This is a genomic window from Microbacterium sp. Z11_20 (assembly GCF_057197605.1).
In genome coordinates, this window is the sequence record NZ_JBXVOQ010000003.1 from 296898 (window position 1) to 316557 (window position 19660).

At 70.8% G+C, this 19660-nt stretch carries 16 protein-coding genes; 9 read left to right on the top strand and 7 right to left on the bottom strand.

What is annotated here, in order from left to right:
• Positions 1-72 precede the first annotated feature (72 nt).
• Genes AC2DFQ_RS09440 through AC2DFQ_RS09455 form a run of 4 tightly spaced genes read right to left on the bottom strand, consistent with a single transcriptional unit; the run spans position 73 to position 4742 of the window.
• Positions 73-1275, bottom strand: a complete 1203-nt coding sequence (locus AC2DFQ_RS09440; protein ID WP_484533709.1) for a rhamnosyltransferase WsaF family glycosyltransferase — start codon at positions 1273-1275, stop codon at positions 73-75.
• Positions 1276-1293: 18 nt separating this feature from the next.
• On the bottom strand, positions 1294-2586 hold the full coding sequence (locus tag AC2DFQ_RS09445) for a hypothetical protein (RefSeq protein WP_484533710.1): 1293 nt from the start codon (positions 2584-2586) through the stop codon (positions 1294-1296).
• Positions 2576-3943 carry an O-antigen ligase family protein gene (locus AC2DFQ_RS09450; protein WP_484533711.1) on the bottom strand — a complete coding sequence of 456 codons (1368 nt, stop codon included), beginning with the start codon at positions 3941-3943 and terminating at the stop codon, positions 2576-2578. The genes AC2DFQ_RS09445 and AC2DFQ_RS09450 overlap by 11 nt, the downstream gene beginning before the upstream one ends.
• On the bottom strand, positions 3912-4742 hold the full coding sequence (locus AC2DFQ_RS09455) for a hypothetical protein (protein WP_484533712.1): 831 nt from the start codon (positions 4740-4742) through the stop codon (positions 3912-3914). The genes AC2DFQ_RS09450 and AC2DFQ_RS09455 overlap by 32 nt, the downstream gene beginning before the upstream one ends.
• A 117-nt stretch (positions 4743-4859) precedes the next feature.
• Here AC2DFQ_RS09455 and AC2DFQ_RS09460 point away from each other — a divergent pair, with 117 nt between their 5' ends.
• Positions 4860-5519, top strand: a complete 660-nt coding sequence (locus tag AC2DFQ_RS09460) for a hypothetical protein (protein ID WP_484533713.1) — start codon at positions 4860-4862, stop codon at positions 5517-5519.
• A 40-nt stretch (positions 5520-5559) separates the two neighbouring features.
• On the opposite strand, the gene AC2DFQ_RS09465 is transcribed toward AC2DFQ_RS09460, so the two are convergent.
• Positions 5560-8211, bottom strand: coding sequence for a glycosyltransferase (locus tag AC2DFQ_RS09465; RefSeq protein ID WP_484533714.1), 2652 nt, complete (start codon positions 8209-8211; stop codon positions 5560-5562).
• A gap of 59 nt (positions 8212-8270) precedes the next feature.
• On the opposite strand from AC2DFQ_RS09465, the gene AC2DFQ_RS09470 reads away from it, so the two are divergent.
• Entirely contained in the window at positions 8271-8690 is a 420-nt protein-coding gene (locus tag AC2DFQ_RS09470; protein WP_484510487.1) for a VanZ family protein, read from the top strand.
• A gap of 260 nt (positions 8691-8950) precedes the next feature.
• Here AC2DFQ_RS09470 and AC2DFQ_RS09475 read toward each other — a convergent pair whose 3' ends face one another.
• The gene (locus AC2DFQ_RS09475; protein WP_484510488.1) at positions 8951-9829 is read right to left on the bottom strand and encodes a WecB/TagA/CpsF family glycosyltransferase; all 879 of its coding nucleotides are present in this window, start codon (positions 9827-9829) and stop codon (positions 8951-8953) included.
• Position 9830: 1 nt separating this feature from the next.
• Positions 9831-11381: a sugar transferase gene (locus tag AC2DFQ_RS09480; protein ID WP_484533715.1), complete on the bottom strand. Its 1551-nt coding sequence runs from the start codon at positions 11379-11381 to the stop codon at positions 9831-9833.
• 421 nt (positions 11382-11802) lie between these two features.
• On the opposite strand from AC2DFQ_RS09480, the gene AC2DFQ_RS09485 reads away from it, so the two are divergent.
• From AC2DFQ_RS09485 to tsaE, 7 genes are all read left to right on the top strand, one after another.
• Positions 11803-12351 carry an LPXTG cell wall anchor domain-containing protein gene (locus AC2DFQ_RS09485; RefSeq protein WP_484510490.1) on the top strand — a complete coding sequence of 183 codons (549 nt, stop codon included), beginning with the start codon at positions 11803-11805 and terminating at the stop codon, positions 12349-12351.
• A gap of 41 nt (positions 12352-12392) precedes the next feature.
• The gene (locus AC2DFQ_RS09490; protein WP_484533716.1) at positions 12393-14108 is read left to right on the top strand and encodes a DUF4012 domain-containing protein; all 1716 of its coding nucleotides are present in this window, start codon (positions 12393-12395) and stop codon (positions 14106-14108) included.
• Between the two features lie 390 nt (positions 14109-14498).
• Entirely contained in the window at positions 14499-15173 is a 675-nt protein-coding gene (locus AC2DFQ_RS09495) for a GTP cyclohydrolase II (RefSeq protein WP_484533717.1), read from the top strand.
• Between the two features lie 85 nt (positions 15174-15258).
• Positions 15259-17109 carry a glutamine--fructose-6-phosphate transaminase (isomerizing) gene (gene glmS, locus AC2DFQ_RS09500; RefSeq protein WP_484510493.1) on the top strand — a complete coding sequence of 617 codons (1851 nt, stop codon included), beginning with the start codon at positions 15259-15261 and terminating at the stop codon, positions 17107-17109.
• 260 nt (positions 17110-17369) lie between these two features.
• A complete protein-coding gene (locus tag AC2DFQ_RS09505; protein ID WP_484533718.1) occupies positions 17370-17798 on the top strand; it encodes a holo-ACP synthase in 429 nt (142 codons plus the stop codon).
• Positions 17795-18919: an alanine racemase gene (alr, locus tag AC2DFQ_RS09510; protein ID WP_484533719.1), complete on the top strand. Its 1125-nt coding sequence runs from the start codon at positions 17795-17797 to the stop codon at positions 18917-18919. Before AC2DFQ_RS09505 ends, alr begins: the two co-directional genes overlap by 4 nt.
• A complete protein-coding gene (gene tsaE / locus AC2DFQ_RS09515) occupies positions 18916-19419 on the top strand; it encodes a tRNA (adenosine(37)-N6)-threonylcarbamoyltransferase complex ATPase subunit type 1 TsaE (RefSeq protein WP_484510496.1) in 504 nt (167 codons plus the stop codon). Before alr ends, tsaE begins: the two co-directional genes overlap by 4 nt.
• Positions 19420-19660: the final 241 nt, after the last annotated feature.

Genomic DNA, 19660 nt, shown 5'->3' on the forward strand with positions numbered 1-19660 from the left:
TCGCTTTCCCCAGGACGCCTTCCACCTCTTGCACTGCACTCTACCCGCTTTCCTCCGTCAGGAGAATGGCTGTCAGGTGCTCCGGTCCACTTCGCTGCGGAGGATGTCCACGACGGCCTCTTCGGTCTCTCCCCACCCTCGCCCGGAGACCGACGCGGCGGCCTGCACGGCGTGCGCGTGCCGGTCGGGTCGGTCTACCGCCTGGCCGAGCGCGTCGGCGAGGCCTCGCGGAGTCGGCCGCGCCCAGACCGCGGACGGGTTCGGCAGGTCGGCGCGGGCGTGCGTTGAATCGTTCACGACCGGCACGACGCCGGCGGCGAGCATCTCCTCCGCGACGAGGGAGATGTTCGTGAACGACAGCGCCAATCCCGCCACCACCTCGTTGTAGAGGCGGTTCAGGCGTTCCGGCGAGACGCTGCCGTGGGAGATCGTCGGGAAGGGTGCATCCGACACGTCGTCTCCGCACACATGGATGGGTTCGTCCGGGTGCTCGGTATGGAAGTGCGCCAGGGCCCGCATCGCCAGGTCGAACCCGCGACGGTCGTTCCCGCGCTTGGCGTAGAAGACGACGCCCGACCGTGGAGCGGCGGGCTCCAGCAGCCGGTAGGTCTCGGTGTCGCACCCGAACGGTACGAGCTCGCTCGCGACGCCCGTCTCCCCGGCCAGACTGGCATGCACCATCGCGCCGAGGGCGATGTTGCGGAACCCGAACCGGTAGGTGTCTTCGGCCAGGGCGTAGGTCGCGCCTCGCGGGAAGAAGTACGGCTCGAAGTCCTGAATGAAGTAGAGCCGCCGATCGCTCGGCTGTGAGCGGGCCGCGAGGACATGGGCCGTCGGCCATGACGACGCCACATACGCGTCGAACCCGCTCAGCCGGTCGCGAACCGGGGCGATGTCACAGGTCAGCCAGGGCCACGCCGAGCGCACCGTGGCGGCGTTGGCTGCGAAGTCGCCGTTGTAGCGGTCGTAGAGGAGGAGGGTGTTGTCATATCCGGCGTCCTGCGCGGCGCGGATCATCCGGAAGAGGGTCGTGTGACCGCCCGACCCGGCGCGCGGAGGGACGGTCAGCCACCCGATCCGCGGGCGTGCCGCGGGGGGCGCGAACGGACGCTCGCGCGGCGGCAGCGCAAGCGAATCGGCGACGTCGGACGGCAGCAGCGGGAAGTCGAGCTCGGCGGCGCCGGTGAGATGCGTCAGCCGCAGTGCTGCGTACTGGGCCACCTGCCGTGGCGTCTTCGCCCGGAGTTTCTTCGCCCACGACGACACCGTGCTCATTCGTCCCCCGCTTCCTGATCAGCCGGCCGCATCCAGCGCGATCCGGTACACGCGATAGTCGTGCTCGTTCTCGAACACGTCGACGAAGGCGCCGCGCGTCACATCGATCGTGCGGCCCTCTCCGATCACTTCCACGACCGTCCCATCGATGTCCGGTGGAAGCTCGAAGGCGCGCTCGCCGGTCGTCCCATCCGACATCGCGAACACATAGGCGGATCCGTCGTGAGTCTTCAGCATGGTTCGGAGGTTCGGGCCGAACTCCCACCGGTAGGACTGCGTGTTGATCACGGGGGCGAGGTCGGAGATGAACCGGTTGACCGCGCCCATCGCCTCGATCTGGGCCGCCCCGCACCACTGCGGCCCGTCGACCTGCGCCGCGCGTATCGCGTTGCTCGTCTGGCACTCGCCGGTGAACGACTGGTTGAACCACACGAGCCCGCGGGCTTCACTGATCACGGAGGCCATTGCGGCCCCGGCGATCTGCTCCGGCCGGATCTCGGCGATGTGCTCCTGGCCGGACAGCCCGTTGAGATTCTCAATGAACTGCCATCGGGGCTGCATCCGGCCGTCGACGGCGTCCCGCAGGGTGAGCGCCTCCAGGCTCCTCCCGTAGCTCGAGGCCGTGCGACAGGTCTCCTCCGGAACGGGCACCGCGTAGCCGTCGCCCCGGTAGGGCTGCCAGTCGCAGAACGGCACGGTGTACCAGTACATGTCCAGCGAGACCGCATCGGTGAACGTGTTGACGTAGCGCTCCTGGACCTCGCGATCCAGATCCGAGCCGATCACCAGCTGGGTGAAGTTGGCGTAGCGGAATTTGCCCTGCCCTGCGGCGTCGTCGCTGAGCTGCTGCAGGTACGCCAGCCCTTCGTCCGGTTCGAACCGGCCGTCCACCTCGTCGTCGAGGACGACGCCGGGCCAGTGCGGCGAGTCGGGGTCGAAGGTGTCGTTCAGGCGCGCACCGATCCAGTACGCGTCGTTGTCCTCGAAGAGCGAGAACGGCGTTCCTTCCCACATGCCCATGTACGTGTTGATGCCGTGCCGCCGGTCCCACTCCACCTCCTCGGGCGAGCTGATCCCCGCGTACCAGATGCTGATCGGGAAGAACGACGGGTCCGTCCAGTCCGACGCGTTCTCGAACTGCGACCAGTACTCGGGCCCGCCCTCCCACGGAACGCGGGGGAGGTCCAGCTCGCCCGTCGCCTGCGGACTCTGCGCCGCACGCACGACGAGCAGGCCCGCGCCGGCGACGACGAGCGCGAGCACGATGGCCCCGACGAGGGTGAGGCCGCGGCGGCGGATCTCAGTCGACATAGGCGTCCCTCGTCCGAGTGGACTCGCGGGAGAGCGTCCGAGCGATGTTCCAGGCCGCCCCGCAGAGCCCCGGGATCAGCGCCAGCAGGCCGAACGCCTTCGGAAAGGAGAAGGAGTCGAAGAACACCGAGAGGGACACCGCGACCAGGCACCCCGCGGCGAGGGCGGCCGCGATGCCCGCGATCGCCGGTGGCGCCGTGCGGCACGCCGCGACACACGCGATGGACACGACGTAGAGACCCAGGAAGGCGACCGTCCCGACGATCCCCACTTCCAGAAGCAACGCGAGGAACTGGTTGTCGAAGATGCGATAGGCGGGCAGGAACGTGCCGAGACCGCGCCCCAGCCATGGACTCAGCGGGAACAGGGCCTCGAACACGCCGAAGCTGTCGGTACGCGACAGGATGCTCGTGTCGCTCCCGGCGTTCTCGAACATGTTCCGGAGGGTTCCCAGCATCCCGGGCACCGTGACGTAGACGAGCACGATGCTCGCCGCGCCCCCCAGGAGTGCGAGGAGACGTTCGCGCCGGCCGAGGACGACCAGGAGCGGCACGGCGCCGATCACGAGGCCCACGACCGCCGAGCGCGACCCGGCCAGCAGGAGGGCGACGCCGATGGCCGCCGCGCACGAGATCATGACCGCACGGATCCGGCCGTGGCTGCGGAGGGCGAGCATGAGGGCCACGGGGAACGCCACGGAGAGCATCGTGGCGTATTCCAGCGGGTGGATCGCGGTCGCCGAGGGGCGGAGGAACCCGGCGCGTTCCACGGCGCCGCCGCCACCGGTGGAGACCAGGCCGGGAATGACCACCGATGAGGCCAGCGGCATCCGCATCACGAACTCCGCGATTCCGAGGACCGCGATCAGGCCGGTGAGAACCGACAGTCGCCGAAGGAGCACGATGAGGCGCGAGAATCGGCCGATGCCGTCAGCGGCGACGAGCACCACGCCCAGGAACGACACCATCCGGAGCAGCCCGCGGTCGGCCGGCATGATCTCGTCCGGGGGGATCGCCCGGAGCATCCCGAAGACGTAGCAGAGCAGGACGGTGCCGAAGAAGACGAGCGCGGCGACGCTGACGGGCGACACCCAGGAGCGGGCGGCGGCGCGCTGACTCAGGACATGCCAGACCCACCACAGGAAGCACGCGAAACCCCACAGCACCGCAGGAGCGCCGAGGTTCCCCATGCCGGGGACGACCCGGTCGGAGGGGATGAGCAAGAGAAGGGCGAGGTAGACCGTCAGCACCGTGACTGCGTCGAAGCCGCGCCGGGGAGTCCCGTCGCCAGCGTATTCGCGCGCGTCGTAGGTGGAACGGGCCGCCTCAGCGCCCCGCGGCACCGCTCGCTGCGGCATGTGCCGGTCGCTTCCGCGCGGGAGTGCGTCGTGGGGATGCGGGGGCGTCAGCCGGCGCGTCGTCGTTGTCCACATCGTCAGGTGCCGCCGCGGGCCGCGGGAGGGGGAGTGGCTCCCGACCGACGATGTCGCTGGCGCGCAGCGGCTCTCGTCGTCCGCGCACGGGCGCCGTGGGGGCGTTCGCTTCCGCTCGGCGCCGCGAGCGAGCCGCGAGCAGGCCGTCCAGGGCTGCGGTGATGGCCACGGTGGCGACGAGACCGCCACCCAGAGCGGCGATCGTGACCTGGGTTCGCGTGGACGTGAGCGCGGTGGCCTCGATGTCGGTGGTCACGCCCATCATGCCGATGATCGATTCGGCGGGGATCGCGAGCTCCTCCTGCATCCGGGTCAGCTCCGCTGCCGCGACATCCTCGATCTCGCTCAGCAGGCGAAGCGCTGACGCCTCGCCGCCGGCCTGCGTGGTGATGACGAGAAATGGCGCCCCGGATGCGGTTTCCGCGGTGACGCCGTAGTCGAGCGAGTCGTCGTCGCCCAGCAGGGCATCCTGCGTCTCCGGCGCGTTCACCCGCGTGGCGAGCACGGCCAGAGCTTGGCCCATCCCGCCCAGCACCAGGTATGGGTTGCTTCCCTCCACCAGCAGCGTTTCCTGCGGTGGCAGGAGCATCATCGTCGCGTGCGCCTCGTGGCGGATCGGTACCGCCTGGAACACCGCATACGCGGCGGCCGCCGTGATGAGCGCGCCTGCCGCAAGAACATACCAACGGCGCAGCAACCCGCGAATGAGATCACTCAGATACATGGCTCCCCCTGCCAATGCTCGGCCATTTCCCCAGGACCGAACCCAGCTAGTCTCACCGGTCGGGGTCCCGCTGTCAATCCACGGTAGGATGCTGCAGTCACACGGAGGGGGCCGATGATGACGCTCTTGCAAGCACTGCGCGCCGTGGGGAGGCGCTGGTACGTCGTCCTGGTGGGCGTGATGCTCACCGCCGCCGCGGCCGCCGCTGCCGCCCAGGCAGGCGGGGTGTACACCGCGCGCACTTCCGTCACACTGATGCCGCCCGTCGGCTGGGCTGTGGCGGGCAACACCTTCACCGACAGCGCCGCCTCACTCGTGGGGTTCGCCAAGCTGGTGGAGGAGACGCTCACGGACGGCGACGGTGGCCAGGTCTTCGCCGCGGCGAGCACCCCGCTCTACGGTGGCGGGATGCGGGACGACGAGCTCGTCTACGTCCCGAACTTCGGCGGTCAGTGGGCGCCGAACTACAACCAGCCGGCTCTCATCGTGGACGTCGTCGCCCCCTCGGCCGCGGAGGTCGACGAGCGGGTGCGGGATCTGACGAGTCAGATCGAGGTGGTGGTCGCCGAGCGCCAGGACGAGATGGGCGTCTCGCCGGAGCAGCGCATCACGACCTACGCGAACCCGGCCGTTCCCGAGGTGACGTACGTGGCGCCCAGTCGGACGCGCGCGCTCGCCGGAATCGGGGCTCTCGGACTCGGGATCAGCGTGGCCGCGGCGCTCATCGTGGACGCAATTGCCACGCGCCGGCGCGAACGGAACCACACCTCTCTATAGGGGTCGCCGCCGGCGCCTTACTGCAGCGCCGCTGCGCGAATCACTCCGAACGGCTGAGGAGCAGCTTCATCCGGTCCAGGCCGTCCTTCCCCATGACGCCCAGCACCACGGTCTTCCCCATCGCGCGGACGCTCTCCTTCGCCCCGCGCGCCGGCGACCGCAGGTAGCGGTCGGCGGCGAGTTCGGCGGGGGACGGGTCGCGCAGGTCGCGAAGGAGCGAGGCGAAGCGTGCCCGGTAGGGCGCCGGCGCCACCCGGGTGCCGCGCACGCGGTTGCTCACATTGCCGCCGTGCACCACCTGCAGCCATGCGGGGCGCCCGTGCTCGACCACCACCGGGAAATGCGTCCCCAGCAGCGTGTGCCAGTCGCGCCACGCCGTCTGCGGGTTCTCCCACGGCTCGGCCACGCTGCAGAACGCGTTGTGGTCGTCGCGCCGACGGTACAGGGCCTCGCCGCTGGCGATGAGGCCGGAGCCGAGGTAGATCGCCGCCGATCCATGACGGCGAGCGAGATCCTGCAGGCGGGCGACGAAGTCGTCCGCGATCCCGTCGTCGTTGTCGAGGTTGGTCGTCAGCAGCACGTCGCGCGTCGCGCCGGTCTGCTCGCGGACATCCCGTGCCACGTCTTCCCACGTCGCCGTCTCGCGGTACAGGGGCATGAACACTCCGTCCGCGATGTACGGCTCGAGCCGGTCGCGGAGCCATGCAGGACTCTGCGGATCGAGGTAGACGATCCAGGTGAAGTCCTGAACCGACTGCCGGCGTACCGACGGGACGGTGTACTTCTCGAAGAGGTCGACCCGCTCCCGGAGCCACCCGTCCCGGGCGCGCACCAGGCTCTCCGGGCCCGGCGTGGGCAGGTTGAACCGGGTGAGCAGCACGTGGTCGACGGTCCTGGCCTCCGGAGCGGCCGCACGGGTGGACTCATCGCGCTCCCAGGACGTGGTGCCCCGAACGCTCGTCCGAGCCGCGCGACGCCGGGCCAGGATCGCGTACATCCCGTAGACGGCGGCATCGACCAGCGACACCGGCCCGCGCACGGTGCGGGCGAGTTCGCGGAGGCTCGAGGTGCCGGTGTCAACGCCCTGCTCCGCCGGCCCGCGGCGCGCTCGCGCGAGCACGCTGAGCAACGCCCGCGACTCGCGCGGCGCTGCCACGATGACGGGAGGGGTCTCCGGCAGCACCTTCTCCTCGGCGGAGAACAGCCGGTCGACGTAGAGGTCGTCCGCCGTGACCGATGGGAAGCTTCCCAGCCGCTCATGCCCCGCGCGACTGAGTGCATAGACGCCGGCGCCCCACAGGGCCTCCTTCGTGGAGGGCATGCGGTCGCGGGCGCGATGGTAGGAGCGGACCGTCGCCGACGCCCCCTGGAGGTCGGTGCGGAACGACGGCCGACCCGCCAGGGCCGTCCCCTCGGAGAGCGTCCGGATGACCGGTTCGAGCGCCGATGGATCGGCAGTGATGTCGGCGTCCAGATAGATCCGCGGCCACAGCGTGGCGTGGGCGTCTCCGAGGTTCAGTGCAGCGGTCTTGGAGGCCACGGCCGTCTCGACCACGCGGATGCCGGGAATCGCCCGGGCGCGCTCCGCCGTGTCGTCGGTGCACCCGTTGCACGCCACGATCACTTCGAGCCGGTCGGCGCGCACGAGCGGCGCGAGCTGATCGAGGGTCCGCTGGATGACGGCGGACTCGTTGTGGGCGGGGATCACGACGGACGCTCGCGGGAACGTCGACAGCGCCACCGGATCGCGTCGCGGCTGCGGGAGCTCTGACCACCGCGACCGCCGCCACAGCGCCCAGCGGGCTCGCGCATGCGTCGCGTCCCCCCGGCGGAGCTGTTCGCCGATCAGCACCGCGCCCCGGAACAGCCCCGCGCGGTGCGGCGCGTACTTGTCCATGTACCGGACACGGTTGACGACGGTGAGCGCGACGAGGTCGCCGCTGACGCCTGATCCGCCCTGCCGGTGCGTCGCGGCAGCGGCAGGGTCGAACCAGATGGACCAGCCGAGATCCCGCAGCCGCCGCTGGAAGTCGGTCTCCTCCGAGTACAGGAAGAAGCGTTCATCCCACGCGCCGACAGAGGCTGCTGCACGGGCGGAGATGAGGAGCGCTGCCCCTGTCGCCCAGTCGATGGGATGCGCCCACGCGTAGGCGCGAGGGTTGCGGACGTACTCCGACAGCGGCCGCGGCCGTTCCACCCAGCGGCGGCCGAGCACCGCGTCGGCGAAGGCGCGCAGCACGCCCGGTTCCCGGCGCAGCGACGGATAGAGCGCGCCCTCGGCGTCGCGCAGCAGCGGGACGACGGCGCCGATGCGGCGGTCGCTGCGGAGCCTGCGGAGCATGCGCGCGATCGCGTCCGGGTCCAGGCGCAGATCGGGGTTGAGGATCAGGATGGACTCCGTCTCGCCCACGCGGGTCATCGCGACGTTGATCGCGCCGGCGTAGCCGAGGTTCCCCCCGGTGGGGATGGCGATGACGTCGGAGTGGTCCGCCAGCCGATCGAGCGTGCCGTCGGACGAGGAGTTGTCGGCGATCACGACGCGGATCGCGGTGGATCGCGCCTCGCGGCGAAGGTCGGTGAGGAGGGCCTGCACATCGTCCGAGCTGTTGTAGGAGACCACGACCACCGCGACCTCGACGTGGCCTTCGCGATGGAAGGTGCCCCCGCGGACCTGCGGAATCTGACCGGTCATGATGAAACCTCTCGACGTGGGTTCCCCGAACGGGGAAGTGGGCGTGCCAGTGTGGTGGCATGAGGCGAGCCGTGCGACCGTGGGCCGCGTGGGCTTTGGCCGCCTACCTTCTGGCAGCTGTGGTGGTTCTGCTCGGTCCGGTCTCTCCCGGCTGGGTCGTCGAGCGGCTCACGGCGTGGATGCGGGACGACCTCGCCTGGACGGCGGTGCGCCAGGGGTGGGTCGAGTTCGGCGCGAACGTCGTCCTGTTCGTGCCGTTCGGCTTTCTCGTCACGGCGTTGGCGCAGCGCCTGTGGGTGGGTTTCGCGGCAGCTCTCGCGCTGTCGGTCCTGGCCGAAGTCGTGCAGATGCTGCTTCCGCAGCGGACGGCGAGCCTGCGTGACGTGGTGGCCAACGTGGCCGGGGCTGCGATCGGGGCGGCGGCAGCATGGATTCTGCTGCGGGCGCGGCGCGGACGGCGTGCCCGTGCCGCGACGTGACCCTCGGGTCTCATTCACGATCGCTGTCCCTTTCATCGGTACCAGAGCCGCTGTGCCGGCGTGGCGGATATCGCGCCTCTGTCGATCGCACGCGCTCTCGCGGGCCATCCGCGCTCGCCTGCTCCCCTGAGGAGGTCCGGGCGGGTGAGGGGCGCACCCGCCCGGACATTGAGCACCCCGGGTGGGTGAGGGGGACACCCACCCGGGGAGTTTCGTGGGCCCGTGCGGAAATCCCCTGCACGGGCGTGACGAGTGGCGGCTCACACCCGAGTGGGGAAGTGCGACCGCCGCACGGCCAGATAAGCCGGTGGTCCCTCGATGAGATACCGGCGGGCCAGTCGCCGTGGCTCGAGCATGAGCCGCCACATCCACTCGAAGCCGGCCTTCGCCACCCAGCGCGGGGCGCGCGACACGCGCCCGGCCAGGAAGTCGACGACGGCTCCGAAGGCCAGCAGCGTGCCTGCGCCGGTGGCCAAGCCATAGGTGTCGATCCATTGCTCCTGCCTCGGTTTGCCGAGGCAGACGATGAGGATGTCGGTGCCGGCGAGCCGGATTTCGGTCGCGATCGCCCGTGAGGCCTCCGCGTCATCCAGCACCTCGCGCGGAGGAGTCCAATGGCCCGCGAAGCGCGCGTTCGGCCAATCCCGGGCCATGCGGCCCCGCAGCGGCGTCGTCACGTCTTCGGACCCGCCGAGCACGGCGACCGAGAGTCCGCGTCGGTGGGCGTCGTCGAGGATCGCGGAGATGAGGTCGCTGCCGGCCAGGCGCGGCACGTCGGTGTGCACCAGACGCTCCGCGTGATGGGCGATCGGTGCACCGTCGACGAGGTGCAGCCACTCCACCCCCCTGCCGCCCAGCCGCCTCGGGCCGGAGCCGAAGTGGTGCACGTGGTCGAGGTTGATCGAGGAGACCGCCAGGGGCGCGGGATGCGGCCGGACGGCGGCCTGCGTGATGACGCGCAGCGCCCCGGCCTCGTCCGTGATGTGCACGGCGCACCCCGCGATGTCGATGCGCAGCAGATCGTCGAGCCGGTGTGAGGGAGCGACGGGTGCCGAACGCATCCCGCCGACGACGGAGCGGGAGCGATCCGTGGCAAGCGACCGTCTGGTCGCGAGCGGCGTGGGCTTTTCCAGCGTCATGTCAGTACGCTCCCGTTCCGCGCAGCATGACCTTCGCCGTACGGACGATGATCATGAGATCGGTCATGACCGACCAGTTCTCGACGTAATGGAGGTCGAGCCGCACGCTCTCCTCCCAGGACAGGTTGCTGCGTCCGCTGACCTGCCAGAGCCCCGTGATGCCGGGCTTGATGTACAGCCGTCGGAAGACCGGCTCGTCGTACGCGCCCACTTCGCTGGGCAGCGGTGGCCGGGGCCCCACGACGCTCATGTCGCCGCGCAGGACGTTCCAGAACTGCGGCAGCTCATCGAGCGAGTACTTCCGCAGCACCGCACCCACGCGGGTCACCCGCGGGTCTTTGCGGAGCTTGAACAGCGGCCCCGCGCCGTCGTTGACGGGAGTGAGCGCCCGCAGTTCGTCCTCCGCGGTGGTGCGCATCGTGCGGAACTTGACGATGTCGAATTCGCGTCCGTCCTGACCCACCCGGCGCTGACGGAAGAACACGCTGCCGGGCGAGTCGAGCGTGATCAGCAGCGCGACCAGAGGCGTGACCAGTGCGATCGGGATGAGCGCGAGGCCCGCCACGATGATGTCCAGGGCGCGCTTGTACGCGTGACGTGCGCCGTCGAAGGACGGGATCCGCACCGAGATCAACGGCAGCCCGACGACCTGGCGGAGCGAGATCCGTGGCCCCGCCACGTCGGTGAGCTGGCTGGACAGCACCAGATCGGCCGCCGTCCCCTCCAGCTGCCAGCCGAGCCGGCGGATGAAGTCGGGATTCTCGAGGTGACTGGCCACGATGATCGTGTCCGCGCCGAGGTCCCGGGCCACCTGGGCGGCCGTCTCCGGTGTGCCGAACGTGCGGTAGGTACGCGCGCTGACGACCAGCTCGGCGGCGGAATCGCCATCCAATGCCGTCCCCACGACCTGGAAACCGAGCTGACCGTCCCGTTCGAGGGTTCCGATGACGTGAGCGACGTCGGCGCGGCGGCCGACGACGATCGCGCGGGATACGTACCGGCCGGAGCGACGCTGCGCAACGAGCCAGCGACGCCAGCGCCACCGCGCCACCAGGAGGGCGATCAGGCCGACGGGCAGCGCGATGATCAACTGGCTGCGCAGGCCCTGCCATTGGAACAGGACGAAAGCGATCGCGATGATGCCGAAGGCGAGGCCGGTCGCGTGCGCGACCCGCTTGTACTCGCTGCTCCCGGCCCCGGTGGTGCGCGGCTCGCGGGACTGGAAGGCGGCGAGCATCAGCAGCCACACCGCGGCCGTGGCCAACGGGATGCGCGCCAGGATCCACGGATCCTGGGCGAGCGCACCGGCCGGAAGAGCCGAGACCTGCAGCACCGAGGCCAGGCCCGCGGCCGTCGTCACGACGATCGTGTCGGTGACGGCGAGGCGTGTGCGGTAGGCCCGCTCCCACGTGAGCCGGCGCTCCAGCGCCGGAGTCGCACGCGGTCCGACGGCCAGCCGCCAGGCAGGCGGTTGCAGCACCGAGAGGTCCGCGATGCCGGTGATGGATGCGGGCAGTCCGCTGCCGCGCGTGCCGATCTCCAGCGCGGTCATGATCGCGCCCCGATGCGGCGCGGTGACCCCTGTACGCGTTCCCGCGCACCGTCGACGGCGCACTGTCGCGCACCTCCGACGGTGCGCGGGTACGCCAAATAACGTCTCCCCATGGACGTCGTCCCCAATTTTCCCCAGTGAGCGGGCCTAATCCCGCTGTGTGCACCAGAGGTGACCGTGCTTCCGACCCCAGATCGGACAGTCCTCTACCGCCGACCCCTCGGCGGTACGACCTCGACATCTTTCGATGCCTGGTGCGGGATGAATACAACCACAGGTTCGGCCTCGGCGAAAGTCCCCCGCGATCATCGGCGTGTCGCGAAGGTTTGCATTCCGCCGGTTTCCCGGTACAGTCTCGTTCTTGCAGGCACTCCGCTGGGGAGTTGAGAGCCTGCGAAGCCTATTGGGGAGGGCAATCCGCATGCGAACAATCGCAGCGGCCATGCTCGTCGGGGTGCTCATGGGAGCACCGCTGGCGGCTGGCGTCGCATCAGAATCGAGATACACACCGGTCGACCCGTCGGCGGCAACGCTGGCCGGTTCGACCTTGGTGACCGAATGCCGGGCGGGCGATCCACGGATCGACTACCGCGTGCAGGTCACCGATCCAACCGGTCAGATCGTGAGCGGCAACGCCGTGCTCGATCTCGAGGTCGGAAGCCGCTCGACCACCGTGCCCCTGGGCGCGCTGGCCGACGGAACGGTTTCCGGCAGCGTGGCATGGCCGGCAGGCGCGGCGGTCGAGCCCGCTTCGGACCCGTCGATCACGGCGGTGCTCCGAGTCGAGCCCTCTGTCGCACCGCCGCTCAGCGTGCCGCTCACGGTGAGCGACTGCGAGCCCGCCGCGTCAGCGGCGACTCTGCCGCTCACCGGCCTCGCGGCCTGGGTGCCGGCACTCGGCGTGGTCGGCGGCGCCCTCGTGGCAGCCGGCGTCGCGCTCGGTGTCGTGCGCCGTCGACGCGCAGGCTGACGGCCGTGGCATCCGTCGCACCTCGACGGAGGCGACGGGCGGTGATTCTCACCTGCGGCGGCGCGGCGGCTCTGGTCGCCGTCGCCGTCGCAGGGGTGAGCACGCAGGCCTGGCAGGCGAAGGACGAGCTCACCGCCGTGGCTTCGCTGGCCGATGACCTCGCTGCTGCCGCCTCCGCCCGAGACCTCGACGCCGCTCAGGACGTCGCCGGCCGAATCCGCGCGCATGCCGATCGTGCCGAGCAGCTCACGGCCGGTCCGCTGTGGACCGCTGCGGGCGCCGTGCCCGTTCTCGGCGCCAACCTCACCGCCGTGCGCACCGCGTCGGTGCAGCTGGCGGTGCTGGGGGAGTCGGTCCTCCAGCCTGTCCTCAAGGTCGCGGGGTCGCTCGGCGACACCGTCGACACCACCGTTCTCACCGGCGCGCGCGAACCGCTCGCCGGGGCCGCAGCAGCCCTGACCTCTGCCCGCGACGCGATGCGGACGGTGGATGCCGACGGCGTCCTTCCGCCCGTCGCCGAGGGCATCACCCGCCTGCAGTCCGTCCTGGATGGCGCGGTCCCGGTGCTGGACGGGATCGCGCAGGCAAGCGCCGTCCTTCCCAGCCTGCTGGGCGCCGAGGGCCCGAGGGAGATCCTCGTGATGCTGCAGAACAACGCGGAACTGCGGACGGGCGGCGGAATCACCGGAAGCTTCGTGCAGCTCCACGCGGAGGCCGGAGCCATCTCGCTGGTTCAGCAGGCCGACTCCACTCGCTTCCCGATCCAGGCCGCGCCCATCGCGCCGGTGCCGGATGCGGCCTCCGCGCTGTACGGCGATGTCGTCGGGCGCTTCGTCCAGAACGCGACGATGACCTCCGACTTCGCCGCATCCGCCGGCCTCGCTTCGGCGTGGTGGCAGTCGCAGTACGGCGTCGCGCCCGACGCGGTGGTCGCGATCGACCCCCTGGTGCTGCGCGCCCTGCTCGCCGCCCACGGACCGATCCCGCTGCCCGACGGGGCGCCGCTGGGGGCCGACGACCTCGTGGAGCGGCTCCTCATCCACCCGTACCTGAACCTGGGCACCGATGAGCAGACGGCCTACCTGCAGCGGGTCACCTCTCTCGTGCTCGACGCGCTGCTGGCCGACGTCGATCCGGTGGCGTGGACCGAGGCGCTCGCACCCGTGGTCGCCGAAGGTCGCGTGTCGGTATGGAGCAGCGTGCCCGCCGAGCAGGCGGTGCTGGAGAACTCTGCCGTGGGCGGGCCGCGTGCGCGGCTGGACGCGATCGGAGACGCCGGTTACGGCGTGTATCTCAACGATGCGACCGGCGGGAAGATGGACACGTACCTCGACGTCGCCATCGAGGTGGGCCACGTCCGATGCGACGCGGGACCGCAGGAGGCGGTGGTGCGAGTGACGCTCTCGAACACCGCCCGCGCCGAGGGGATCGCCGAGCTGCCGATCAGCATGACCGGCGGGGGGCTGTTCGGCACGGCGGTCGGCGACATCGGCACCAACGTCACCGTCGCCGCTCCCGAGGGTGCAGCCTTCGGCGGGGTGACGGATGCGGATGGCTCGGTGGCATCCGCGGAGGCCATCGACGACGGTCGGCCTTCCACGGCGGTGCGGGTCAACGTGTCACCGGGTGAGAGCGAATCGGTCGAATTCCGCTTCCTGCTGACCGGTGAGGCTGCCGAACCCCCGACCGTGGTGCACACGCCCCTGCTGGAGCCGGTGCCCGTCTCCGCCCTTGCCGACGCGGCCTGCCGCGTCTGAGCAGCCCCGGCCGGTCCCCACGAGACAGGCGGCCGTCCGTGTCCGCCAGGGGGGACAGAATCCGTTCCCGCCGCGACGGGAAATTGCGGGGCGATTCTGCAGACACGCCGCATTCAAAGCTCCCGATCTCGCGAGAACAGTGTGCAGTACACTGGTCTCGCCTCCGGTACGGCGTCCGGGCTGTCCCCAGCAGTCTTTCTTCGGGTCGTTTCCCCAAGCGATTCCGCGGATCCGTGCCGGAGTAGTGGGCCCTCTCGTGTCACCCAGTCCCTAATGGGAAACTCGAGAGGGCCCGCGCCCTTCTCACCGGCGCCCCGTCTCCTCCGGAATACGCGCGCCGCGGTCGCCGTTGTCCCACCCCGTGCGCGCACTTTCACCCGGGGGAGGGATATGAGTCTCCCGCTCGTCCCCGCCGGTACGGCGCCTGACCCGGATGCGCGCGTCCGCACCGCGGTCCGCGTCCCGATGCGATCGCCCGACGGCTTCGCAACGGTCGCCGACATCCACACCTTCGACGGCCTGGTCGACGGCAAGGAGCATCTCCTCCTCGGCCTGGGCGACTGGCGAGGTGCGCTCGAACGCATGAGTGCCGGTGGCGAGGCGCCCCTGGTGCGCTTGCACAGCGAATGCCTCACCGGGGACGTCTTCGGGTCGCAGCGATGCGACTGCGGCCCCCAGCTGCAGGAAGCGGTCCAGCGGATCACCGCCGAGGGCGGCTTCCTGCTGTATCTCCGCCAGGAGGGACGCGGCATCGGGCTGTACGCCAAACTCGACGCGTACGCGCTGCAGGACGCCGGGCTGGACACCTACGAGGCCAACGTGGCGCTGGGACACGGCGAGGACGAGCGCGACTACTCCGCCGCCGCCCAGATGCTGCAGGCGATCGGCGTCGACCGCCTCCGACTGCTCAGCAACAACCCCGACAAGGCCGCGCAGCTGGAGGCGCTGGGGGTGCGTGTGGCGCAGAAGGTGCCCACCGGAGTGCACCTCTCCGCGGCCAACGCCCGCTATCTCGCGGCCAAGCGCGACCACACCGCGCACACCATCGTCCTTCCCGCGGCGTGATCCCCACGGGGCGCGGCCTGAGCCCCGCGGGCGCACGCCACGCACGCGGGCTGTGCTCAGCATCCGCCGTTTAGGATGAGGTCTCATGTGCGGAATCATCGGGTATGTCGGGCCGAGACAGAGTCAGGACATCCTGCTGGCAGGTCTGGCGCGACTGGAGTACCGCGGGTACGACTCGGCGGGCATCGCCGTGATCGACGGCGACGGAAGCCTCGGGATGCGCAAGCGCGCGGGCAAGCTCGCCGTGCTGCGCGACGACCTGGTGGACGAGCCCCTGCCCGACGGCACCACCGGCATCGGCCACACGCGGTGGGCGACGCACGGCGGCCCCACCGACGGGAACGCGCACCCGCACCTGGCCGATGACGACAAGCTGGCCGTGATCCACAACGGCATCATCGAGAACTTCGGCGAACTGAAGTCCGAACTGCTCGGGGAGGGCTACACCTTCCGCAGCGACACCGACACCGAGGTCGCCGCCGTCCTGCTCGGCCGCGCCTACGCCGCCTCCGGCGACCTCGCAGAGGCATTCCGCTCCGTGGTGGCGCGGCTGGAAGGCGCCTTCACGCTCCTCGCGATGCACCAGGACCAGCCCGGCGTCGTCGTGGGCGCGCGGCGCAACTCGCCCCTGGTCATCGGACTGGGCGACGGCGAGAACTTCCTCGGCTCCGACGTGGCCGCCTTCGTCGAGCACACCCGCAACGCCCTCGCCATCGGTCAGGACCAGATCGTCGTGATCACCCCCTCCGACGTGAAGGTGACCGACTTCTCCGGCATGCCGGTCGAGGTCGAGCCGTTCGAGGTCACGTGGGATGCGGCGGCCGCCGAGAAGGGCGGATGGTCCTCATTCATGGCCAAGGAGGTCTCCGAAGAGCCCGAGGCCGTCGCCAAGACCCTGCTCGGCCGCATCCGGGACGGCCGGGTCGAGATCCCCGAGCTGGACGGCATGGACGACCTGCTGCGCGGCATCGACCGCATCCTCGTCATCGCCTGCGGAACGGCCGCGTATGCCGGCATGGTCGGGAAGTACGCGATGGAGAGCTGGACCCGCGTTCCGGTGGACGTCGAGCTGGCTCACGAGTTCCGCTACCGCGATCCGGTGCTCTCTCCCTCGACGCTGGTCGTCTCCATCAGCCAGTCCGGCGAGACCATGGACACTCTCATGGCCGTGAAGTACGCGCGCGAGCGGGGCGCGAAGACGCTGTCGATCTGCAACACGCAGGGCGCCACCATCCCGCGGGAGTCCGACGCGATCGTCTACACGCACGCCGGTCCGGAGGTCGCCGTGGCCTCCACGAAGGCCTTCGTCGCGCAGATCACGGCCCTCTACCTCCTCGGACTGCACGTCGCGCGGCTGCGTGGATCGCTCACGGCCGATCAGATCGCCGACAATGCCGCCGAGCTCGAAGCGATCCCCGCGAAGATCTCGCGGGTGCTCGAGACCGAACAGGAACGCATCGAGCAGCTCGCGTACTGGATGGGCGACACCCGCTCGGTGCTCTTCCTCGGCCGTCACGTCGGATACCCCATCGCCCTCGAAGGCGCGCTCAAGCTCAAGGAGCTCGCCTACATCCACGCCGAGGGGTTCGCCGCCGGTGAGCTCAAGCACGGCCCGATCGCTCTCATCGAGGCGGGGCAGCCCGTCTTCGTGATCGTCCCCTCCCCGCGTGGCGCGGGCGACATGCACCGCAAGGTGATCTCCAGCATCGAGGAGGTCCGCGCGCGTGGCGCCCGGGTCATCGCGATCGCGGAGGAGGGCGATGTCGCGGTGCTCCCGGTGGCCGACGAGGTTCTCCGCATCCCCCTCGCCTCGCCGATGCTGGAGCCGCTGCTCGCCGTCGTTCCGCTGCACATCTTCGCGATGGGGCTCGCCACGGCAAAGGGTCTTGATGTCGACCAGCCGCGCAACCTCGCCAAGTCGGTCACCGTCGAGTAGGCGGGCGCGGGTCGCGGTGCCGCGGTGCCGTCGTGCCGCGGTGCCGTGCGGCGGTGCGGGGCGGGCGGATCACGCCGCGTGCGGGACGCGGCCCGGCCCTAACTCAGTCTGGATCGGGCGCGCTCCGGAGAGTGCCGCGGAATTCCGCGGCTCGCGCGCAGGCCGCGCCCGACGAGACTGAGTACGGTCCGCCCCGAGGCGCGTGCGTTGACCCCCGGACTAGGCTGAATGCGGGCGATTCGGGCGGGGGAGGAGACCGGATGATCGAGGGAATCGGCGTCGACCTGGTCGACGTCCCGCGGTTCGAGCGGTCGATCGCGCGCACGCCCAAGCTGCTGCCGCGCCTGTTCTCGCCGGCCGAGCGGATGCTGAAACCCCGGTCGCTCGCGGCCCGATATGCCGCGAAGGAAGCGCTCATCAAGGCGCTCGGCGGGTCGGACGGCGTGCACTGGACGGAGATCGAGATCGTATCGGAGTCCTCCGGGCGTCCGCGCTTCGCGCTTTCGGGGTCGACAGCCGCCGCGGTCGCGGCACGCGGCATCACGCGCGTGCACCTCTCGCTCAGCCACGACGCCGGCCTGGCCACCGCCTACGTCATCGTCGAGTCCGTCGACTCGCCACAAAACGTCGGGTTCCGGGCCGAGAACCCGACGGAAGATGGCGAGTCGACGGGGGCGGGGGCGGCATGAACGGGCTGCCGGACGGCGTCATGCGCGAGGCGCGCATCGACGTGACGGCGATCGCCGACAACGTGCGGCACCTACGCCGGGTGACCGACTCCGAGATCATCGCCGTCGTGAAAGCCGACGGGTACGGCCACGGGGCGCTCCGCTCGGCCGTCGCGGCGCTGGAAGGCGGCGCCGCACGCCTCGGGGTCGCCGACATCGACGAGGCGGTGCAGCTGCGCCGCGCCGGTATCAGCGCTCCCATCCTGGCGTGGCTGCACGCGCCGGGCTCCTCGTTCAGCGAGGCCGTCGCCCACGACATCGAGCTCGGCATCTCCGGCATCGACCAGCTGCGCCAGGCTGCGGCCGCAGCATCCGCCGACCATCCAGCCGCGGTGCACCTGAAGATCGACACCGGCCTCTCCCGCAACGGCATCCCTGTGGCGGAATGCGGCGCCGTCTTCGCCGAGGCCGCGCGCATGGAGAACACCGGCACGATCCGGGTGGTGGGCCTGTTCTCGCACCTGTCCAACGCGTCACCCGACGACGATCGGGCGGCGCTGCGCGTGTTCGAGGAGACGATCGGCCTGGCCGCATCCCTCGGGTTGAACCCGCCCCTGCACCACATCGCCGCGACGCACGCCGCGATCGCGCTCCCCGAAGCGCGGCTGGGGTGCGTGCGCATCGGCATCGGCATGTACGGCCTGTCGCCCTTCGACGACCGCTCCTCGGCCGACCTGGGGCTCCGACCGGCGATGACGCTCAGCGCCGCGGTCGCCGCCGTGCGTCGCGTCCCGGCGGGGCGGGGCGTCTCGTACGGGTACGACTTCCGCGCCGGACGCGACACCACGCTCGCCCTCATCCCCCTGGGGTACGCCGATGGTGTGCCACGGCAGGCCTCCGGCGCGGGATCGGTGTCGATCGCCGGGCGTCGGTTCACGGTGGCCGGCCGCATCGCGATGGATCAGTTCGTCGTCGACGTGGGCGACGAGCCCGTGGCCGTGGGTGACGAGGTCGTGCTCTTCGGCGATCCCACCCTCGGTGCTCCGGCCGCCAGGGACTGGGCGGATGCGGCGGGGACGATCGACTACGACATCGTGACGCGCATCGGATCCCGCGTACCCCGACGGCAGGTGACGGGATGAGCGTTCCCGACGCCCTCCTCGGCACGCGCGAGATCACGTCGCCCGACGGGATGCACGAACTCGGGCTGACCCTCGGCCGGGCGCTGCAGGCGGGTGACGTGGTCGTGCTCACCGGCGGGCTCGGCGCGGGGAAGACGACCCTGACCCGCGGCATCGGCGCGGGCCTCGGCATCCGCGGGCCGGTGCAGAGCCCGACCTTCGTTCTCGCGCGGACCCACCCGTCGCTGGTCGGAGGTGCTCCTCTCGTGCACGTGGATGCGTATCGGCTCGGGTCGGCGGCCGAACTCGACGACCTCGACATCGACGTCGCGCACTCCGTCGTCATCGTGGAGTGGGGTCGCGGCATGGCCGACCGCCTCGCCGACGCGTGGTGGGAGGTCGAGATCACGCCGCAGACCGGCGGGCGTGGGCTCGACTCGGCCTGCGGCACGATCGCCCGCCACACCGCCGAACTCGACGACGACGCCCCCCGCACGGTCACCATCTCCCGCCGCCCCTAACCCCGCCGCGTTCCTGTCGCGGGTTCCCGGTCCGGGTCCGATGCGGGGGATGGATGGGGGCTTGGGGCGCTTCCGGGCGGGGTTTGGGGCGCGACCGGTGCTTCAGGGCGCACAGTGCGCGCCGCCGGGTGCGGGATGTGCCCCCAACCCGCGGGGAGCTGAGCCGTATGCCTGGGGGCGCTGGTCGGGGGCGCCGGTCCAGGGGCCGCCGGTAGGGGGCCGCCGCTAAAGGCGCCGCGGT